This is a genomic window from Paraburkholderia sp. EG287B (genome assembly GCF_040965595.1).
GTDB lineage: Bacteria > Pseudomonadota > Gammaproteobacteria > Burkholderiales > Burkholderiaceae > Paraburkholderia.
On sequence record NZ_JBFRCG010000013.1, the window covers coordinates 235,987 to 254,183 of the forward strand.

Here is an 18,197-nt window from a genome sequence, read left to right on the forward strand (position 1 = left end):
AAGCGCAAGACAAGGCAGCCTCGCTCACTCTCGACTGAAACGGAAGTCAATGACAAAGGACGATGTGAAAAGCAACGCCGCGCTGGCGGGGGTCGGGTCGATGGCGACGCGCCTCCTGCTCGCCGGTCTCGCCGAGCAATACGAGCGCGAAACGGGGCAGCGGCTGACTGTTGCCGCGATAGGCGGCGTGGAAGCCGCGCGGCGCGTGCAGGCCGGCGCGGCGTTCGATTTTGCCGTGCTGGCGTCGGCGGCGATCGACCGCCTGGCGGCGGGCGGGCACCTCATTGGCGCGCGCACGGACGTCGTGCGCTCCGGCATGGCGGCGGCCGTCGCCGCGGGTGCGGCGCACCCGGATATCGGCACTGAAGACGCACTGCGCGAGACGATGCTGCGCGCGGCGCGCATCGGCTACTCGACGGGGCCTAGCGGCGACCATCTGCTGCGGCTGCTCGAGCGCTGGGGCGTGGCCGAAATGCTCGGCCCGCGCCTCGTGATGGCGCAGCCGGGCGTGCCGGTGGCCAGCCTGATCGCGCAAGGCGAGGTCGAGATCGGGTTTCAGCAATTGAGCGAGCTAAAGGATGTGCCGGGCGTTGACGTGATCGGGCCGCTGCCGGCCGGGGCGCAACTCGTCACGGTCTTTTCCGCGGCGATCTGCGCGGTGTCGCAGCAGCGGCAGGCGGCGGCGGACTTCGTCGCGTTCCTCGGTTCGGCACGGGCCGAGGCGACCAAGCGGGCGTTCGGCATGGAGCCGGCCGGCAACGCGGCATACGGGCTGTAGCAGGGCGGCAGGGCGCCAGCAGGACGGCAATAAGAGCAATAGAAGGAGCAATAAGGCGATTGGATTGGACATCTCATGTCGCACGGTCCACGTATCCAAATTAATTAGGCTTACTAATCAGAAAAAACAGAATCGGAGGCGTGAAAAGTGAATCAGAAGAACACCAGGACGGACAACCCCAGGAGGCAAGCATGAGAACCCTGCATACCCGGCGGCTCTTCACGAGCGTGCGCGCTCGTGCCGCCTCGCTGCTCTCCCTGTGCGCCCTCTTCGCGGCGGCCACGCTCGTGGCCGCGTGCGGCAGTGGCAGCAGTAGCGCCGATGCCTCGAAAGCGCCGCTCGCGGTCGTCGCGCCCGTGGTGGATTGCTCGAAGCTGGCTTCGGTCGACATCACCGATATTGGCGGCACGGGCAGCGCGATTACTTCGGCCAGCGTGACCACGGCGACCATCAACGGCGCTTCGGTCAACTTCTGTACCGTGAAGGGCACGCTTGCGCCTTCGAATACGTTCGAAGTAGCGCTGCCGGTGAACACGTGGACGCAGCGCTTTGCGGCGCTGGGCTGCGGGGGCCTGTGCGGCAACCTGAGCGACCCGACGCAGCAGTCGTCGTTCAGCTTCAGCTACACGTGCCCGCTCGTGCAGGAAGGCGGCTTCGTGACCGCGGCGACCGACATGGGCCACTCGGGCAACGACACGACGTGGACCACGGACCCGCAAAAACAGGCCGATTTCGCCTATCGCGGGCAGCACATCACGACGCTCACGGCGGAGAAGCTCATCAAGGCCTATTACGGGCAGACGCAGAAGTACGCGTACTTCATCGGCTGCTCGGACGGCGGCCGCGAAGCGCTGATGGCCGCGCAACGCTACCCGAACGACTATAACGGCATCATCGCGGGCGCGCCGGCGGCGCACTTCCAGATCCAGAACTCGCTGTATCACGGCTGGAGCGTGGAGTCGCAAAGCACGACCGGCGACAGCACCGGCAACGCGACGCTCTACGCCGACAAGGCGCTCGTGCTGCACAAGGCCGTCGTCGCGGCATGCGGCGGCCAGGTGGGCGTGCCCGATGGCCTGATCGCCGATCCGCGCACCTGCAACTTCGATCCCGCCTCGATTCAGTGTGCGCAGGGCGCGACGAACACGAGCAGCTGCCTGACCGCAACCGAAGTCGCCACCGCGAGCAAGATCTATGGCGGACCGGTAGACGCGACAACGGGCGAGCGCATGCTGGCGGGCTCCCCGCAGATGGGTTCGGAGGAGAACTGGGTCGGCGTGGAAGTGCCGACGACGAATTCGACGGCCACGCCGGTTTCGGTGAAGAGCCTGTTCAGCTACATGATCGTGACGGGTGCCTACAACCTGATCTTCACGGGCTCGCCCAGCATGCCGACCATCGACACCTTCGGCTACACGGATGCGAGCTTCTACCGGACCTACCTGCAGGCCAACCATCCGCTGATGGACGCGACGAACCCCGACCTGTCGGCGTTCAGGAAAGCGGGCGGCAAGCTGATCCTGTGGCACGGCTGGGCGGATCAGCACATTTCGCCGCTCTTCACGATCCAGTACTACGAAGCGATGCAGAACACGATGGGCGCTTCGAACGTGAGCGATTTCGCGCGAATGTACCTCGTGCCCGGCGTGGCCCACTGCGGCGGCGGTGAAGGCTTCCCGAACATCGACCTCGTCTCGCAGATCACGGCGTGGGCCGAGCAGGGCACCGCGCCGAACGCGGTCATGACGTATCAGACCGATTCGTCGAACAACGTGACGGCCAGCCGCCCGGTTTATCCGTACCCGGCAGTCGCGCAGTTCACGGGCACCGGCGACTGGCACCTTGGCGCGAACTGGACGCAGGGTGCACCGCTGTACAACCAGCCTACGCATAGCTGGGCAGGTTCGAGCTTCTATGCGACGTACACGCCGACGACGCAGGGTGTTGCCGCGCCTTAACGGGCAAACTTCGGGCACACTCGCATGATTCATCGTCGAACCGGCCAGCCCTTCGGGGCTGGTTTCGTTTGCATCACGATAAATAAAATGCATGATAAGTGCGGAGCAGGCGCGGCGGCTCGAACGGCGCCGCCGCCTCGAAAAGCGGCGCGCACGAGAGCGCCGCCCGCCGATGTAGCGGCAACTGAATTCCGCACGATCGTCCAGTGCGTTTGCGAATCCTTTCGGAGAACATCGATTTTGCTTATCACGCTGGATTCGATTCCAGCCCCGGGCCGCGTTGGGCAAAGCGCCGGCCGAATGCGCCCGGCCTTTACGCGGCGCGGCTTCCCGGGCGGTATCGCGGGTCCGGGCGTGCCGAACTCGCCCATGCAGACGGGCGCAGATGTATCCAATATGTGGTTAACCCGCACTTTCAGGCGAGGGGTTGGCCACCTATCGTGCCCCCGACGGATAGCAGTTCGTTGAAATTCGACTCGGGCACGAGCGAGCGGCAGACCACAGAACGGACAGGAGACTACAGATGTCTGGCAGCAAAACAATCGATATCAAGGCGTTCATCGACGAACGCCACATTTCGGCCTACCAGTGGCTACTGGTGGCGCTGTGCTTCCTCGCGGTGACCGCCGACGGCATGGACGTGGCCATCATGGGCTTCGTCGCGCCCTCCATCATTCACGAGTGGGGCATTTCGCGCCCCGAGTTCGGGCTCGTCATGAGCGCGGCGCCCATCGGCCTCGTGATCGGCGCGCTGGCCGCCGGCCCGGCCTCGGACCGCGTTGGCCGCAAGTGGGTGCTGATCACCTCCGTGTTCCTGTTCGGCGTGTTCACGATCCTCACGGCGTTCACGCAGTCGCCGGTTTCGATGGCGGTGCTGCGCGTGCTGACCGGCATCGGTCTTGGCGCAGCCATGCCGAACTCCACGACGCTGCTCTCGGAGTACTCGCCGCAACGCCGCCGCGCGCTGCTCATCACGATCATGTTCACGGGCTTCAACCTCGGCTCCGCGTTGATCGGCTTCGCGGCTGGCTGGCTCGTGCCGAACCATGGCTGGCGCGCGGTGCTGATCTTCGGCGGCGCCATTCCGCTCGCACTCGTGCCGCTGCAGGCCTGGCTGCTGCCGGAATCGGCGCGTCTGCTCGCCGTGCGGGGCGCGACGAGCAAGCGTATTGCCGCGACGCTGAACCGTGTGACCGGCGCGAACTTCGCCGGCGACGAAAACTTCGTTTCGACGGAGCCGCCGTTGCCCACGCGCAAGCCGATCGGCGTGCTGTTCTCGGAAGGCTATGGCGTGATGACCATCGCGCTGTGGGTCACGTATTTCATGGGCCTGCTCGTCATCTATCTGCTGACCGGCTGGCTGCCCACGCTGATCAAGGACGCGGGCCTGTCCATCACGGTGGCGGCGAACGTCACGGCCATGTTCCAGATCGGCGGCACGATCGGCGCCGTGCTGGTGGGCTGGATCATGGACAAGGTGCGTCCGGCGCGCGTGATCAGCGCGGCGTATGTCGGCGGCGGAATTTGCGTGCTGGCGTTGGCCGGCGTGGGCGCGCTTTCCTCGTCGCTCGCCCTGCTGGTATTCGCCGCGGGCTTCTGCATGAGCGGTGCGCAAACCGGTTTGAACGCCTACGCACCGGGCCGCTATCCGACCGTTGCGCGTGCAACCGGTGTGAGCTGGATGCTGGGCATGGGCCGCTTTGGCAGCATCTTCGGTTCGGCCATCGGCGGTGCGTTGCTGGGCCTTGGCTGGGAATTCGCGGCGATTCTCGCGATGCTCGCCGTACCGGCCGTCCTCGCGGCGATTGCGATCCTGGTTTCGCAGCGTGCACGTCATTCGGAACCGGCTACGCAGGTGAGCGCGGCACACTGAGTCTGGTTTAGCAACAGCGCTGGATTGATCGGCGCGGCGGTGCGGATTGCACTGCCGCGCCGTTTTTTTGTTTGGCGTGAGAGCGGAGGCATCGTCTCCGCTTGACTGCGGCTCAGCCCATCAAATCCTGAACGCGTCCACCGTTTCGATCACGGTCTGCGCATTCCTGCCCAGCGTGTTGGCCGAAATCGAAAAGTGATTCACGAGTGCGCTGTCTTGCTGCGTGAGCGCCTCGATATGATCGAGAGCCTGCTTGATCTCGGCGATGCCGGCGCTTTGCTCGTCGCTCGCGGTATTGATTTCGTCGATCAGCACGTTCACGTCGCGCACGGCCTGAACCGCCTGCTGCATCTTTTCCCGCGCCGTTTCGGTGAGCTGGCAGCCTTCCTGAACCTTCTGCGTCGAGTCGACGATCAGCCCCGCGATTTCCTTGGCGGCCATCGCCGCGCGGCCCGCGAGATTGCGCACCTCGCTCGCCACCACGGCGAAACCGCGTCCGTGCTCGCCCGCGCGCGCCGCTTCCACGGCCGCGTTGAGAGCGAGAATATTGGTCTGGAAGGAAATCCCTTCGATCACCTGAATGATCTCGCCGATCTTGCGCGAGGCCTCGGTAATGCACTGCATCGTCACCGTCATGGCTTCCACGGCGCGGCCGCTGTCTTCGGTGATGGCGCGCGCCTGGCCCGCACTGGTGGCGGCCTGGCGACGTTGTCAAGTTTAGGATAACGGCGCGTGACTTCCCGGATAATATGGATTGCTGATTACTTTGCATGGGGGAACTGCACGCCTGCGCAGTCGTACCATGCGAGCAAACGCGCCTTGAGCTGCGCGCGATGGCAGGCCGCCTTCACCCGGTGCCGGGGCAAGGCAAAGTGCTGGCGAATCGGGCCGAAGCGGGAGAGAAACGCCTGTGTGCGCTGTGGGTCGCGGAAGCCCTGCATCTGACGTTCACGCCGGAGTGTGGGCTGATGGCTGTTTTCAGCGCGGTTATTCACGCGGGCTGAGGCCTTGACGAAGACATGTTTCACGCCGACCAGCTCGGGCACCTCGGCCTTTGCCGCCGGATAGCTGCGTAGCTGGTCGGTGACGATCTTTCGGGGCACCGGGTGCGCACGCAGTAGCTTCCTGAAAAAAGTGTCTGGCCGCGGCCCTGTCGCGCCGCTTTTGCAGCAGCACGTCCAGTTCGGCGCCGTGGTCGTCCACCGCGCGCCACAGCACATACGGCTCACCGCGCAGCCTCACGAACACTTCATCGAGATGCCAGGTGCTACCCGGCTTGCCGCGCACGGCTTTCGCGCAACGCGCACACTGCGCACCGAACCGGTCACATCAGTTGCGCACCGACTCGTAGGTGACCGTCACGCCGCGCTCGAGCAGCAACTCCTCGATGTCCCGCAGGCTCAGATTGAAGCGGTGGTGCCAGCGTACCGCGCAGCTGATGATCGCTGCCGGAAAACGGAAACCGTGGTAAGGCGACTTGATCTTCTTCATGCCGTCATTCTAGCCACCGCCGCCCTTAACTTGACATTGCCGTGTTCATGCAGCACACCACGAGCGAAGCGCCCGTTATCTTCGAAGGCGTCGATACGCTCGTGCGGTGTCACGGACACCACCCCGAGTCCGGGCTCGAAGCGGCATTGCAGCCGCTGGTCGAATTGCATGTGATTGGCGACTGCATGGCGCCGCGCACGGCAGAGGAAGCCGTGTACGAAGGGTTGAAGGCCGGCTGGCAAATTTAGGGCGAGACTAGCCGCGCCTCGCCTGGCGCTCGCGGCTGCGCCTGAGCGCCTCGCGCGCAATGGCTTGCATGTCTCGATCGCTCATGACGCTCGCAATGGCGTGGGCGTAGGCATGGTGCCGCGGCGTGAGCGGCACGGCCAGATCCCGCGCATCCATATAGCGCAGCAAGGCGATCCGCTTGTGGCCCGACACCATGCTTTGCTCATAGAGCGATAGCGCGGCGTGCGGATCGCCGTCTTGCGCCACCCGCCTGACCAGACTTCGCGTGTTCGTGCGGCTCATGATTTGGCGCGCTCCCGTAAGCGCCGGCGCCCCGCGATCACCCCACTGCGGTGCGTTTTTTCTTCTCCGGATCGTCGAAGGGAAGGGCGGCCGCCGTGGCGCGTGCTTCGATGCTGCCCCTCACCTCGAGCGGCACACCCTCGCGTGCCTGTTCGACACCCAGACGAGCGATGGCGAGCGAGCGGCCAGTCAGGCGCGAGTACATCCCGCAGGTGACGACGCCCACCTGCCGTCCGTTCTGCCATAACGTGTCGCCCGCCGCCGTGGCTCTCGATGCAGCGACATCGACGCCGTAGATCTTGAAGCGCTCCTTTCCGGCCAGCCGGAAATGCTCGCCGGCGCCGCAGAATTCGGTCTTGCCCGGCGACACCGTGAAGTCGAGACCCAACTCCCACAGCGTGTCGCCGGCCTTTTCGTCGCTGAACGGGTAGGTTTCCGAATTGTCGTAGGGATAGAACAGCAGGTAGCTCTCCACGCGCAGCCAGTCGAGCGCCGCGAACGCACAAGGAATAATGCCGAAGCCCGCGCCTTTCGCGAGGATCGTGTCCCAGATCAGCGGCGCATCCATTGCCTTGCAGAAGATTTCATAGCCACGCTCGCCCGTATAGCCCGTGCGCGAGATCGTGACTGGCCGGCCGAAGAGCCGCGTATGCATGTGGTGGAAGTAGGGCAGTTCGCGAATGCCCGCCACGTGCTCGGCAAGGAAGTCGACGGCGGCCGGCCCCTGCAACGAGAGATCGTGCAGGTCGTCGTCGAACAGCACGGCCACCTGGCGGCCGGTTGCGGAGCGCACGAGCCGCTCGTAGCCCGTGCCCGCACCATGCACCACCATGAATGCATTCGGCCCGTTGCGATAGATGATGCAGTCGTCGATAAACTTGCCGTCCTCGTTGAGGATCGAGGCGTAGGCCGACTTGCCCGGGTAGAGCTTGCCGATGTCGCGCGTGGTCGCCCAGTCGAGCAGGCTCTGCGCGTGCGGGCCCACATAGTGCACCTTCTTCAGGCCCGAGACGTCCATCAGGCCGGCCTTCGTGCGGATCGCCTCGTGATGGTCTGCGAGATCCGTCGCATAGCTCCACGCCATGCCCATGCCGTTCCAGTCTTCCAGGCGGGAGCCCAGCGCGCGGTGACGGTCCGCGAGTGCCGAAATGCGCCACGAATTTGCCATGGTTGACTCTCCGGTAGATTGTCGATGAGGAGGCGGCGAGACGCGCAGCGCGGGCATGTCCTAAAACCACCGCATGCCGGCGCTCGTGCGTGCCATCGCCCTGACTGCATCTTTTCCGATCTGCACCGCGGCCGCCATCCAGCAGAGGGGGTACGCCCATCGTGGTAGCGACTGGCGCCGCGGGCCTAGAAGCGGTGCGAGATGCCGAGCCGCACGACGGTCTGGTTTCCGCTCGAAGAAAGGTCCGCGGCGCCGACGATATGCGCGGAATCGAGGTCGGTACCGGTCTTGCCGTTGGTGTGCTGATAAGCCCCCTGAACGTAGACTTGCGTGCGCTTGCTCAACAAGTAGCCGAACATGAGCGAGACCTGATGCCAGTTCGGGCTCGTTCCCCCCAGGGTGTCCTTGAGGTCGCCATGCGTGTAGGTATACGCGCCGGCAACGTAGATCTGCGGATCAAAGTAGTACTGGCCGTTGATCTCGACATTGTCGAACTTCCACGAGGACCACGCCACGCTGCCGATGTCCGGGGCGTAGGCGTTGCCGGTGGGTTGATAAACGTCGACGTGCGAGTAGGCGAGGGCAACGTTGGCGCTGTCGCTGAAGGTCCACTTGATGCCGGCGTTGATGTTCTGCTGCCGCGCCGCGGTAAAGACACCATCGCCGCCCACGGCGCCCGTGGTGTTGAGGTTGCCGTTGCCAATGCGCATGTAGGCGAGCGCGGCCGAGAACGGCCCGATGCTGTAGCCGAGCGCGGCACTGTACGCGCGGTTGTCGGCGAAATTGGTGGCGTTGCTGAATCCGTAGCTGCCTTCGGCCTGGAACCCCTGGAAAGTCGGGCTCACATACTTCACGGCATTATTGAAGCGGAAGTCCTGGTCGGCGTTGTCGTTGTCGAAAGGATGCGCCGCGAGGTCGCCGATCGAGCTGCCTGCCGCCGTGAAGGGGCTCCAGAGGTCGACGGTGGCGTCGTACTGGCGCCCGAGCGTGAGCGTGCCCCAGGACGAAGACTGGAGCCCGACGAACGCCTGCCGGCCAAACAGCCTGCCGCCCTCGTTCAACGCGCCGCTGTTGAGGTTGAAGCCGCTTTCCAGGGTGAAAATGGCGGCGAGTCCTCCGCCCAGGTCTTCGTTGCCCTTGAATCCAAAGCTCGATTCGCCGGTGTCGCCGCTCACCATCGCCCAGGCGCTATGCCCTCGCGCGTTCGAGGTGTGGTTCAGGCCTTCGTCGAGTGTGCCGTACAAGGTGACACTGCTCTGGGCGTGGGCGTAGCAAGGGGGGAGGAGTGCCGCGACGGCGGCATAAAGAACGCGCTTTCTCATGGGGATAGCCTTCTTGTTGGGCGCGGACAAGATGATCCGCGCTGCTATTGAAATGCCATCGGGCCGATCAGGAGCCGTGCCGGACTGCGGCGACAGCCATTCAGGTATCCGAAACGTGAAGATGCCTTTTCACCACGAACCGATGATGCGGGATTTCCACTTGCATTCTTCCCACTCGCGCGCTGGGTCCGAGTCCATGACGATGCCGCCGCCCACGCAGTACACACCCTCTCCGCTTCGGTCGAGGACAAGCGTGCGTATGGCAACGTTCATGGAGAACAGGCCGTCTGGCGCGAGCCAGCCTACACTGCCGCAGTACACGCCGCGCGGCGCGACTTCGAGGCGCCGTATGTGGCGCATGGCCGCGATCTTCGGCGCGCCCGTGACCGAGCCACAGGGAAAGAGCGCGCGCAGGATGCGTTCGAGACTCGCCTCGCCAACGTCGGCCGTAACCGTCGACGTGAGCGTCCAGACCGTTGCGTACTGCTCGAGCGCGAACAGGTTCTCCACCGCGACCGAACCCGTCCGCGCAATGCGGCCAAGGTCGTTGCGAAGGAGATCGACGATCATCAGATTCTCGGCCCGGTCTTTCGTGCTCGCCTGCAACTGCGCGCCGAGTCGCAAGTCGCGGTCGGGGTCGGCGTCGCGCGGCGCGGTGCCCTTCATTGGCCGCGTCGTGAGTTTGCCGCTGCCGTAGTGGAGAAAGAGTTCCGGCGAGAAGGAAAGAATCCGGCGTTCGCCGTCCTCAATATACGCCGCATGCGCGCTTGGATTCGCGCTTGCGAGGCGGCGGTACAGCGACAGGGCGTCTCCGCGCGTGCTGACGTCGAGCGGAAACGTATAGTTGATCTGATAGACCTCGCCCGCGGCGATCAGGTCGCGGATCTCCGAAATACGCTCGATATAGCGGTCTTTGTCGATGCGTGGCCGGATCGAAATGATGTCGCCATCCGATTTCATGCCGTCGTATTCGCACGGCGGCTCCTCGCCGGCATGGTCGTAGACGAGTGCGGTCAAGCGGGGGGGCTCACCGGCCATGACCTCGTCCTCGTCCTCTTCGTGGAGCGACGGCTCCAGCCAGTAACCGGCCTCGTAATCGACGATCAGGGCGACCCAGTAACCCTCCTTGCGTGCGGCGTCCACTTCGGCCATCGCGTGCGCAAGCTCGCTGCGGCGCCTGGCCGTGATCCGCGCGCGCAAGCCATGCATGGCAAGGGCGCGACCGGCAACGAAATCGTCGAAACGGCAAGTTTCCATAGCGGCGGGGCGACTGGAGCCACGATTCAATGCGGCCAGCATCAGTGAACAAAACTACGTCATCAATGATTCGTTGTGGGTAACCCCCAGGGGGTAGGGCGCGCAGCGCCGATATACGCTGGAATGTGCGGCGTAAGCCGCTCACGCCCGTCGATCCAGACGGCGCTGAAGGATCGTTGCCATGTCCACATCACCGCCGGAGCGTGCCCAATGCGTGCGAATCCAGAAACCGCTTGCCTGCAGACCGGATTGACCCGTTTGCTTGGGTGCCGTTATCCGATCGTGTCGGCCGGCATGGGCGGCCCGGCCCGGTCCGAACTCGCCGCGGCCGTCTCCGAAGCGGGCGGCTTTGGCCTGCTAGGCATGGTGCGCGAATCGCCGGAGCTGATCGAACGGGAGATCGCCGGCGTGCGCGCGGCGACTCAGCAGCCGTTCGGCGTCAACCTGATTCCGGCGGCCACCGAGCCCGCCTTGTTCGCGGCAGAGCTCGATGCCTGCCTCGCGGCCCGCGTGCCGGCGATGTGCTTCTTCTGGGACGTCGTGCCCGGGGCCGTGAAACGCGCGAAGGACGCCGGCGCCGTCGTGCTGTATCAGGTCGGCTCGCTCGAAGACGCATTGGCCGCGGAGCAGGCCGGTGCTGACGCCGTTATCGTGCAGGGCATCGAGGCGGGTGGACATGTGCGCGGGCGCACCGGCGTGCTCACGCTGGTGCAGGAGGTCGCTCAGCGCGTGTGCGTGCCGGTGGTCGCCTCGGGCGGCATTGCGACGGGCGGCGGCCTGGTCGCGGCCCTCGCGCTGGGCGCCTCGGGCGTGCATTGCGGCACCGCATTTCTTGCGACGCATGAATCCTGCGCGCACGACTATCACAAAGACCGCATTTGTGCGGCGCGCGCGGGGGAGACCGTCTACACGGACCTCTTCGCCATCAACTGGCCGCCGCATTCGCCCGTGCGCGTGCTGGCGAATAGCGTAACCGCGCAGGCGCGCGGGCAACGCCTCGGACATCACCCCGATCATTTGCCGCGCGAGGTGATCGGCCACGACGACGGGCGCCCTATTTACCTGTTCAGCACCGATTCGCCGCTGCGCAGCACAACGGGCGAACTGGAGCGCATGGCGCTCTTCGCGGGCGAGTCGTCGGCGCTCGTGAACGCGCGCATGTCGGCGGGCGACGTGATCGAGCGCATGGTGGCCGAGGCAATGAAGGCTCGACGCCGCGTGGGTGCGTGTGTGGCGGGGCTCGCCGGACACCGTGGGCAAACCGCCTGAGTGGGGAAATCGTGGATCAAAAACGTCAATCAGTATTCCAGACGATAGGAGGCGACGCCGGTCTGACATGCCTCGTCGAAACGTTTTACGACATCATCGAAACCGATCCCGCGGGCGCGGGCATTCATGCGCTGCATCTGCGGGGCTTTGGCCTCGCGCACGTGCGGCAGGCCCAGTTCGAATTCCTCTCGGGCTTCTTCGGCGGCCCGCAGTACTACCTTGAACGCATGGGGCACGCGAACCTGCGTGCGCTGCATGCGCACATCGAGATCGGACCCGAGCAGGTGCAAGCGTGGCTCGCGTGCATGCGAAAGGCCATTGCGGCGCTCGGCTACGACGCCGATGTCGAGGCGACGCTCATGCAGCATTTCACCCGCACGGCCCACGCCTTACGCAACATGGCCTAGCGCGCCTGGTTCGTGCTACTCTGCCGCGTCGGCGTTATAAAGTTGATAAGTCATGTATCTGGCTGGTGTGCGCGCGAAGACGAAATTATTGCACCGCGCCATGCTTGCGTGCGCGGCCCCGGCCGGACATGCCGCCGAACCCAGGGTCTTTATCTACCCACAAAAACAGTATTGACACCAGGCCGCCCATCCACAATAAATACCACGGTGAAAATTAGTTGCCGGTAAGGAAACTCGAAGCACCGCGTTGAACAACCCAATCGTGTCGCGTTACCTATGGAGGGTTTGAGCATGGATCATGGACTGCGCAAGCGCATCGACGGCATGTTTGCCCGGGACCGTTTGATGGCGGGCATCGCGTTGCTGGGACTATGGATTACCCTGGGGTACGTGTATTTTTCGGTGAGCATGGCAGCGGTGGACCCTGCGGTGCGTGTCGCACTCACGATCGGCGCCGTTGGCGTGGTCGTGTTCAACACCGCGTCGGTCACAGCGATGGTGCGGCATTACAAAGAGGACAAGGACCACATCTACGGCCTCGACATCCACCATCTCGACGAAAACCGCGCGCGCAAAGCCGCCCTCGACGACAACGAAGAGGAAGCGCTTGCGTAGCACGGTCACGAGGCGCGCTCGCGCCTCGCTGCAGTTTTCCCGCGACGCTGAACCACTCAACGCAATGCCACCTCAAGAGGTCGCTCGACATGGCATCCGAATACGTTCCTCCCGTACAGAAGGGCTTTGGTCAGCTGGTGGATAGCCTGTTTCTGCTCGTGCTCGTTTATTGCAGCCTGCTGGTCCCGTTGCTGCTCAAGGCGCCGGACACGCAGCCGGACGCCGCCCAGGCCGCGAAAACGCAGGTTTCATGGCAGACGCTAGGCCAGAACCCGACGATGCAGGCGCAATGGCAGAAGCTCGGCTTCGACGCCGCGCAGGCCAAGCCCATCATCACGACCAGGTTCGACTACGTCATCGATCCGGCTTCGTTGATCGTCACGGCGCTCGTGATCGTCGGCTATTTCGTGTTCGTGCTGCGTGTTTCCGACAAGCAATACCGGCAGGTGATCGCCGAAAAATTTCCGGAGTGATGCGATGAACTTCTGGCAACTGTTGAGTCAAGCCGCGTGGGCGCTAGCAATTCTGTTGTTCGTGTGGATCCTCGTCGACGCCTTTCGGGTCCACCGCGACTATGACGACGACTTCCTGATGAGCTCGACCGAGGGCACCGAATAGCACTGACCCCGGACGAACCCCGTATTGGCACGCCGTACTCAACCTCTTTGGCTTTGCGTCGGACAGGAGCATTCATGAGTAATCCAGCAGCGTCGGTACAGCAGGACCAGCGGATCGCGCTCTTGAAGGTGCTGGGCCCGATTCACGTGTGGGCGCTCGGCGTCGGCATCGTGCTGGTCGGCGAGTTCATGGGGTGGAATTTTTCGGTCGCCAAAGGCGGCGCGTATGGGTCGCTGATCGCCTGCTGGATCATCGGCCTGCTGTATACCTGCGTCGCGATGATCGATTCGGAGGTGACCTCGACAGTCGCCGCGGCCGGCGGGCAATATACGCAGGCCAAGCACATCATCGGGCCGCTCATGGCGTTCAACGTCGGCCTTTATCTCGTGATGGCCTATACGATGCTGGAGGCGGCCGATGCGCTGGTGGTCGGCGACCTGATCAAGGCGGTGGCCGCAGACTCGGGCTATCCGGGCCTCGACTCGCGTCCGTTCGCGCTCGTCACGATCGCCTTTCTCGCGTGGCTCAACTATCGCGGCGTGTTCGTCACGCTGACGGTCAACTTCGTGATCACAGCCGTGGCATTCCTCGCCATCGTGGTCCTGTTCCTCGGTGTGCAGCCGTGGAATCCGGGGCGCGTCCTGCTGCATCACGAGTTGCTCACGCAATTGCCGTATGGCTGGCTCGGCGTGGTTGCCGCGTTGCAGTTCGGAATGTGGTACTACCTCGGCATCGAGGGCACTTGCCAGGCCGCCGAAGAGGTGCGCTCGGCGGGGCGCTCGATTCCGCTCGGGACGATGAGCGGCATGATCACGCTGCTCATTGCCGCGGCGCTCACCTGGTATGTCGCCACGGGGCTCATGCCGTGGGAGTACCTCGGCCAGGCCGTGACGCCGCTCTACGACGCCGCGCGCCTCACGGGCAGCAAGGGGCTGCAGACGCTGCTCTTCGTCGGCACGCTGTTCTCCGCGGTGGCGTCGGCCAACGGCTGCATCAACGACGCTTCGCGCGCCTGGTTCTCCATGTCGCGCGACCGCTACATGCCGATGTTCTTCGGCGCGGTGCACCCGCGCTACCGCACGCCGTACCGCGCGATCATCTTCCTCGTGCCGATTGCGATCTCGTTCGCGTTCACGGGCCTGCTGGATCAGGTGATTACGTTCTCCATCCTGTCCGGCCTGCTCGGCTACACGTTCATGTCGATCAACATCGTGAAGTTCCGGCGTATGTGGCCGCTCGGCAGTATCAATCGTGGCTACGTCCACCCGTTCCATCCGATCCCGGCCATCGTGCTGGTATGCCTGTGCGCGGCAACCTATTTCGCGACTTACCTCGGCTACGGCGCCTCGCTGCTCTCGATCATGGCGTTCTACATCGTCGCGTCGATCTGGTTCGCATTGCACCGCTACAAATACGTCAAGCGCGGCGACCAGTTCACGATGAACTGGCCCAGACCCAAGGATTACTGACATCACCGCGGTTCCATTGGGCGGCGGCGGCGCGGGCGGGTGGTCACACCGCCCGCGCCGTCTGCATAACCGGAGATTCCCGTCATGCCTTTCGCAGGTGCTGCTCTCGCCGCGGTGTTCGCCGTGGCGCTCGTCATCCTCTACCGTCGTGAGCACAGGTCCTGCAAGGCGCAGCGCCTGAGACTGTTCGACGGCTGCCTCGCGCTTTTCGATCATGCGCGGCTCACGCAGGACGACATTGCGTGGCCGGTGCTCACCGGCTCCTACCGCAAGCGCAGCGTGCGCATCGAGCCGGTCGTGGACCATGTCGTTTTCCGGCAGGTGCCTTCGCTTTGGCTCGTCGTGTCGGTGAAGCAGGACCTGCCGATCGCCGGGACAGTAGACCTGCTCGCGCGCAGGCGCAACGTCGAATTCTATTCGTCGGCGGGGGATCTGCCACGCAACATCCCGCTGCCTCGCGAGTGGCCCGATCACGCGACGCTCAAGTCAGACCGTGAGGGCTCCGAATTACCGCTGGGCGCACTCGACGCCCACGTGCGCACGCTCTTCGCCGACCCGCGCACGAAGGAGCTGGTTGTAGCGCCGCGCGGGGTCCGTATCGTCTACCAGGTGCAGGGTGCGGATCGCAGCGAGTACCTGTTGCTGCGCAACGCGACGTTTCGCGGTGCACAGGTGAGTGTGGCGCTGCTCGAGTCCCTGCTCGAGCGGGCAACGGCCGTTTGCGCCGATCTGATGCGAGGAGGTGAACATGTCAACGCCTGAAGCCGGTGCCGCAGCGGCCGCGATCGACGAAACGCGGGACGACCTGCCCGTGCCGCGCCCGCGCCGCCCCTGGCATCCTTACGTCGTGCTCGCCGCGGCGGTGTTGTTGCCGGGGGCGGGGCAGGTGCTCAACCGCATGCCCACGCGAGCGCTCACCATGGTCTTCTTCATGCTCTCGCTGGGTTTCCTCACCCTGCAACTGGCGGCGCCAGAGCGCTCGTTCGTCGGCCGCCACGCGGGGGGTATCTTCGTCTACGCGATCGCGGTGCTCGACGCCTACGGGACCGCGCGGTATCGCTGGGAAGCCTTCAATCGCACCCATCGCGCGGCTCGCGCGTAACCGTTCCACTGGCCTCGCGACACTCGGGGGAGGTAGCGCCTACCCCTCAGGAGGTACGGCCGAGTAGGTTCCTGACAGGAAAAAAAGTTTATCCCCATTGACAACAACAATTCCGCTGATTACTGTTAATCAACATCTAACCCTGTCGAGAACCAGGCGATGCCCATGTCCTCCACCCGTCGTTTTACCCTGACCCTGTCGTGTCCCGACCGGGTTGGCATCGTAGCTGCGGTGAGCGCGTTCATCGCCGAGCACCACGGCCTGATCATCGAGGCGACTCACCACGCCGACGAGATCGAGAAGCGCTTTTACATGCGCCACGAGATCGCGACCGACTCGCTGCCGGTGAGCCTCGAGACCTTCCGCGAGCGCTTTGCCCGCATTGGCCGCGAGTTCGACATGGACTGGAAGGTCACCGACCACGCCGTGAAAAAGCGCGTGGTGATCCTCGTCTCCAAGCTCGAGCATTGCCTGTACGACCTGCTCGCGCGCTGGAAGGCCGGCGAGCTCGACATCGAGATTCCGTGCGTGATCTCGAACCACGAAACGTGGCGCAGCTTCGTCGAATGGCACGGCATCCCGTTCCACTACGTGCCGGTCACGCCGGAAACCAAGGTGCGGGCCTACGACGAGGTGCAGCGGCTGTTCGAGGACTCGCGCGCCGACACGATGGTGCTCGCCCGCTACATGCAGGTGCTCTCGCCCAAGCTGTGCGCGGCGTACCCGGGCCGCATCATCAACATTCACCACTCGTTCCTGCCGAGCTTCGTCGGCGCGAAGCCCTATCACCAGGCGTACACGCGGGGCGTCAAGCTCACGGGCGCGACCTGCCACTACGTGACGGAGGACCTCGACGAAGGGCCGATCATCGAGCAGGACGTGATCCGCGTGCGCCACTCTGACCGGCCCGACGACCTCGTGCGCCTTGGCCGCGACATCGAGAAGGCCGTGCTGGCCCGAGGCTTGCGTTATCACCTCGAAGACCGCGTGCTGATACACGGCAACAAGACGATCGTTCTTCGCTGAACCAGCGCCGCAGTCCAACCCGGATCGCCCGCGCGCCTGAGCGCGCGGGCGCGAACAAGGAGTGAAGCTATGCCGTGGCGTCTCGTGCGTTTTGCCGTGTCGAAGAAACACCCCGAGCCGAGGATGTTCACCCGGCATGACACTTTGCGTCGTTCTTATGACGTTGTGATCATCGGCGCGGGTGGCCACGGGCTCGCGAGCGCCTACTACCTGGCCCGCGAGCATGGCATCAAGAATGTGGCGGTGCTGGAAAAGGGTTATATCGGCGGCGGCAACACGGGCCGCAACACCACCATCATCCGCTCGAACTACCTGACGCCGGAAGGCGTGCAGTTCTACGACACCTCGGTCAAGCTCTGGGAGGACCTCTCGCAGGACTTCGACCTGAACCTGTTCTACTCGACGCGCGGCCATTACACGCTGGCCCACACCGATTCGGCAATGCGCACGATGCGCTGGCGCGCCGAGGTGAACAAGCACTACGGCGTCGACTCCGAAGTGGTCGGGCCGAAAGAGGTGAAAGCGGCGGCGCCGATGATCGATCTCTCGTGCGGCGGCGTGGCGCCCATCCTCGGCGCGCTCTATCACGCGCCAGGCTCGGTTGCGCGCCATGACGCCGTGGCCTGGGGCTATGGACGCGGCGCCGACCAGCGCGGCGTCGAGATTCATCAGCAGACCGAAGTGCTCGGCATCGACGTGGTGGGCGGCAAGGTGAAGGGCGTGAATACCTCGCGTGGCTATATATCGACCAACAAGGTGCTGTGCGCCGTGGCGGGCTCCACGCCGCGCATGACCGACATGGTGGGGCTGCGCACCCCCATCTACATTCACCCGCTCCAGGCCATGGTGAGCGAGCCGCTCAAGCCCTGGCTCGACCCCATCCTGGTGTCGGGCAGCCTGCACGTGTATATCAGCCAGTCGGCGCGCGGCGAGCTTGTGATGGGCGCCTCGCTCGATCCCTACGAGCTGCACGCCACGCGCTCGACGCTCGATTTCGTGGAGGGCCTGACGGCCCACATGCTCGAAATGTTCCCATTCCTCTCGAACGCCAAGGTCATGCGCCAGTGGGCCGGGATGGCCGACATGACGCCGGACTTCGCGCCCATCATGGGCAAGACGCCGGTGGAAGGCTTCTATCTCGACTCCGGCTGGGGCACCTGGGGGTTCAAGGCCACGCCGGTGTGCGGCAAGACGATGTCGCACACCGTCGTGAACGACGAGAACCATCCGCTCATCAACGGCTTCACGCTCGATCGCTTCCGCCGCTACTCGCTCACGGGCGAGAAGGGCGCGGCTTCGGTTGGCCACTGACC

At 64.5% G+C, this 18,197-nt stretch carries 18 protein-coding genes and 2 pseudogenes; 14 read left to right on the plus strand and 6 right to left on the minus strand.

Features of this window, described 5'->3' with window-relative positions:
* Nucleotides 1-49 precede the first annotated feature (49 nt).
* From AB4Y40_RS24945 to AB4Y40_RS24955, 3 genes are all read left to right on the plus strand, one after another.
* Entirely contained in the window at nt 50-778 is a 729-nt protein-coding gene (locus AB4Y40_RS24945; protein WP_368690077.1) for a substrate-binding domain-containing protein, read from the plus strand.
* A 191-nt stretch (nt 779-969) separates the two neighbouring features.
* Nucleotides 970-2,736, plus strand: a complete 1,767-nt coding sequence (locus AB4Y40_RS24950; protein WP_368690078.1) for a tannase/feruloyl esterase family alpha/beta hydrolase — start codon at nt 970-972, stop codon at nt 2,734-2,736.
* 523 nt (nt 2,737-3,259) lie between these two features.
* Nucleotides 3,260-4,609 (plus strand): aromatic acid/H+ symport family MFS transporter, encoded by a 1,350-nt coding sequence (locus AB4Y40_RS24955; RefSeq protein ID WP_342923110.1) that lies wholly within the window; start codon nt 3,260-3,262, stop codon nt 4,607-4,609.
* 120 nt (nt 4,610-4,729) lie between these two features.
* Here AB4Y40_RS24955 and AB4Y40_RS24960 read toward each other — a convergent pair.
* Together AB4Y40_RS24960 and AB4Y40_RS24965 are read right to left on the minus strand one after the other, a co-directional pair.
* Nucleotides 4,730-5,287, minus strand: a pseudogene (locus tag AB4Y40_RS24960) (methyl-accepting chemotaxis protein); the annotation flags it as partial.
* A gap of 83 nt (nt 5,288-5,370) precedes the next feature.
* Nucleotides 5,371-6,100 (minus strand): annotated as a pseudogene (locus tag AB4Y40_RS24965) (IS6 family transposase).
* A 47-nt stretch (nt 6,101-6,147) separates the two neighbouring features.
* Between AB4Y40_RS24965 and AB4Y40_RS24970 the strand changes: the two are divergent.
* Complete coding sequence (locus AB4Y40_RS24970; protein ID WP_368690079.1) at nt 6,148-6,348, plus strand: hypothetical protein; 201 nt, start codon at nt 6,148-6,150, stop codon at nt 6,346-6,348.
* A gap of 7 nt (nt 6,349-6,355) precedes the next feature.
* On the opposite strand, the gene AB4Y40_RS24975 is transcribed toward AB4Y40_RS24970, so the two are convergent.
* The 4 genes from AB4Y40_RS24975 to AB4Y40_RS24990 form a co-directional block, all read right to left on the minus strand.
* Nucleotides 6,356-6,631 carry a hypothetical protein gene (locus AB4Y40_RS24975; RefSeq protein ID WP_368690080.1) on the minus strand — a complete coding sequence of 92 codons (276 nt, stop codon included), beginning with the start codon at nt 6,629-6,631 and terminating at the stop codon, nt 6,356-6,358.
* Nucleotides 6,632-6,668: 37 nt separating this feature from the next.
* Nucleotides 6,669-7,799 (minus strand): aminomethyltransferase family protein, encoded by a 1,131-nt coding sequence (locus AB4Y40_RS24980; protein WP_368690081.1) that lies wholly within the window; start codon nt 7,797-7,799, stop codon nt 6,669-6,671.
* 185 nt (nt 7,800-7,984) lie between these two features.
* Nucleotides 7,985-9,121, minus strand: a complete 1,137-nt coding sequence (locus AB4Y40_RS24985) for a porin (protein WP_368690082.1) — start codon at nt 9,119-9,121, stop codon at nt 7,985-7,987.
* Between the two features lie 129 nt (nt 9,122-9,250).
* Nucleotides 9,251-10,378: an aminodeoxychorismate synthase component I gene (locus AB4Y40_RS24990; protein WP_368690083.1), complete on the minus strand. Its 1,128-nt coding sequence runs from the start codon at nt 10,376-10,378 to the stop codon at nt 9,251-9,253.
* A 210-nt stretch (nt 10,379-10,588) separates the two neighbouring features.
* Here AB4Y40_RS24990 and AB4Y40_RS24995 point away from each other — a divergent pair, with 210 nt between their 5' ends.
* The 10 genes from AB4Y40_RS24995 (at nt 10,589) to AB4Y40_RS25040 (ending at nt 18,195) form a co-directional block, all read left to right on the plus strand.
* Nucleotides 10,589-11,647 (plus strand): NAD(P)H-dependent flavin oxidoreductase, encoded by a 1,059-nt coding sequence (locus AB4Y40_RS24995; RefSeq protein ID WP_368690084.1) that lies wholly within the window; start codon nt 10,589-10,591, stop codon nt 11,645-11,647.
* An 11-nt stretch (nt 11,648-11,658) separates the two neighbouring features.
* A complete protein-coding gene (locus AB4Y40_RS25000) occupies nt 11,659-12,054 on the plus strand; it encodes a group II truncated hemoglobin (RefSeq protein ID WP_368690085.1) in 396 nt (131 codons plus the stop codon).
* A 291-nt stretch (nt 12,055-12,345) separates the two neighbouring features.
* Nucleotides 12,346-12,669: a hypothetical protein gene (locus tag AB4Y40_RS25005; protein ID WP_368690086.1), complete on the plus strand. Its 324-nt coding sequence runs from the start codon at nt 12,346-12,348 to the stop codon at nt 12,667-12,669.
* 89 nt (nt 12,670-12,758) lie between these two features.
* On the plus strand, nt 12,759-13,142 hold the full coding sequence (locus tag AB4Y40_RS25010; protein ID WP_368690087.1) for a hypothetical protein: 384 nt from the start codon (nt 12,759-12,761) through the stop codon (nt 13,140-13,142).
* A 4-nt stretch (nt 13,143-13,146) separates the two neighbouring features.
* Nucleotides 13,147-13,287 (plus strand): hypothetical protein, encoded by a 141-nt coding sequence (locus AB4Y40_RS25015; RefSeq protein ID WP_368690088.1) that lies wholly within the window; start codon nt 13,147-13,149, stop codon nt 13,285-13,287.
* A 74-nt stretch (nt 13,288-13,361) separates the two neighbouring features.
* The gene (locus AB4Y40_RS25020) at nt 13,362-14,756 is read left to right on the plus strand and encodes an APC family permease (RefSeq protein ID WP_368690089.1); all 1,395 of its coding nucleotides are present in this window, start codon (nt 13,362-13,364) and stop codon (nt 14,754-14,756) included.
* A gap of 84 nt (nt 14,757-14,840) precedes the next feature.
* Entirely contained in the window at nt 14,841-15,518 is a 678-nt protein-coding gene (locus AB4Y40_RS25025; protein WP_368690090.1) for a hypothetical protein, read from the plus strand.
* On the plus strand, nt 15,505-15,858 hold the full coding sequence (locus AB4Y40_RS25030) for a hypothetical protein (protein ID WP_368690091.1): 354 nt from the start codon (nt 15,505-15,507) through the stop codon (nt 15,856-15,858). Before AB4Y40_RS25025 ends, AB4Y40_RS25030 begins: the two co-directional genes overlap by 14 nt.
* Before the next feature lie 165 nt (nt 15,859-16,023).
* The gene (gene purU / locus AB4Y40_RS25035; RefSeq protein WP_368690092.1) at nt 16,024-16,884 is read left to right on the plus strand and encodes a formyltetrahydrofolate deformylase; all 861 of its coding nucleotides are present in this window, start codon (nt 16,024-16,026) and stop codon (nt 16,882-16,884) included.
* A 69-nt stretch (nt 16,885-16,953) separates the two neighbouring features.
* Entirely contained in the window at nt 16,954-18,195 is a 1,242-nt protein-coding gene (locus tag AB4Y40_RS25040; protein WP_368690093.1) for an FAD-dependent oxidoreductase, read from the plus strand.
* The last annotated feature ends 2 nt before the right edge of the window (nt 18,196-18,197 follow it).

Bases quoted from the DNA above. Each gene is read 5' to 3' on its own strand.
- AB4Y40_RS25010 (WP_368690087.1), top strand. From the start codon at position 12,759: ATGGCATCCGAATACGTTCCTCCCGTACAGAAGGGCTTTGGTCAGCTG.
- AB4Y40_RS24995 (WP_368690084.1), top strand. From the start codon at position 10,589: ATGCGTGCGAATCCAGAAACCGCTTGCCTGCAGACCGGATTGACCCGT.
- AB4Y40_RS24955 (WP_342923110.1), top strand. From the start codon at position 3,260: ATGTCTGGCAGCAAAACAATCGATATCAAGGCGTTCATCGACGAACGC.
- AB4Y40_RS25040 (WP_368690093.1), top strand. From the start codon at position 16,954: ATGCCGTGGCGTCTCGTGCGTTTTGCCGTGTCGAAGAAACACCCCGAG.
- purU (WP_368690092.1), top strand. From the start codon at position 16,024: ATGTCCTCCACCCGTCGTTTTACCCTGACCCTGTCGTGTCCCGACCGG.
- AB4Y40_RS24950 (WP_368690078.1), top strand. From the start codon at position 970: ATGAGAACCCTGCATACCCGGCGGCTCTTCACGAGCGTGCGCGCTCGT.
- AB4Y40_RS24980 (WP_368690081.1), bottom strand. From the start codon at position 7,799: ATGGCAAATTCGTGGCGCATTTCGGCACTCGCGGACCGTCACCGCGCG.
- AB4Y40_RS24970 (WP_368690079.1), top strand. From the start codon at position 6,148: ATGCAGCACACCACGAGCGAAGCGCCCGTTATCTTCGAAGGCGTCGAT.
- AB4Y40_RS25020 (WP_368690089.1), top strand. From the start codon at position 13,362: ATGAGTAATCCAGCAGCGTCGGTACAGCAGGACCAGCGGATCGCGCTC.
- AB4Y40_RS24975 (WP_368690080.1), bottom strand. From the start codon at position 6,631: ATGAGCCGCACGAACACGCGAAGTCTGGTCAGGCGGGTGGCGCAAGAC.
- AB4Y40_RS25015 (WP_368690088.1), top strand. From the start codon at position 13,147: ATGAACTTCTGGCAACTGTTGAGTCAAGCCGCGTGGGCGCTAGCAATT.
- AB4Y40_RS24990 (WP_368690083.1), bottom strand. From the start codon at position 10,378: ATGGAAACTTGCCGTTTCGACGATTTCGTTGCCGGTCGCGCCCTTGCC.
- AB4Y40_RS25005 (WP_368690086.1), top strand. From the start codon at position 12,346: ATGGATCATGGACTGCGCAAGCGCATCGACGGCATGTTTGCCCGGGAC.
- AB4Y40_RS25030 (WP_368690091.1), top strand. From the start codon at position 15,505: ATGTCAACGCCTGAAGCCGGTGCCGCAGCGGCCGCGATCGACGAAACG.
- AB4Y40_RS24985 (WP_368690082.1), bottom strand. From the start codon at position 9,121: ATGAGAAAGCGCGTTCTTTATGCCGCCGTCGCGGCACTCCTCCCCCCT.
- AB4Y40_RS24945 (WP_368690077.1), top strand. From the start codon at position 50: ATGACAAAGGACGATGTGAAAAGCAACGCCGCGCTGGCGGGGGTCGGG.
- AB4Y40_RS25025 (WP_368690090.1), top strand. From the start codon at position 14,841: ATGCCTTTCGCAGGTGCTGCTCTCGCCGCGGTGTTCGCCGTGGCGCTC.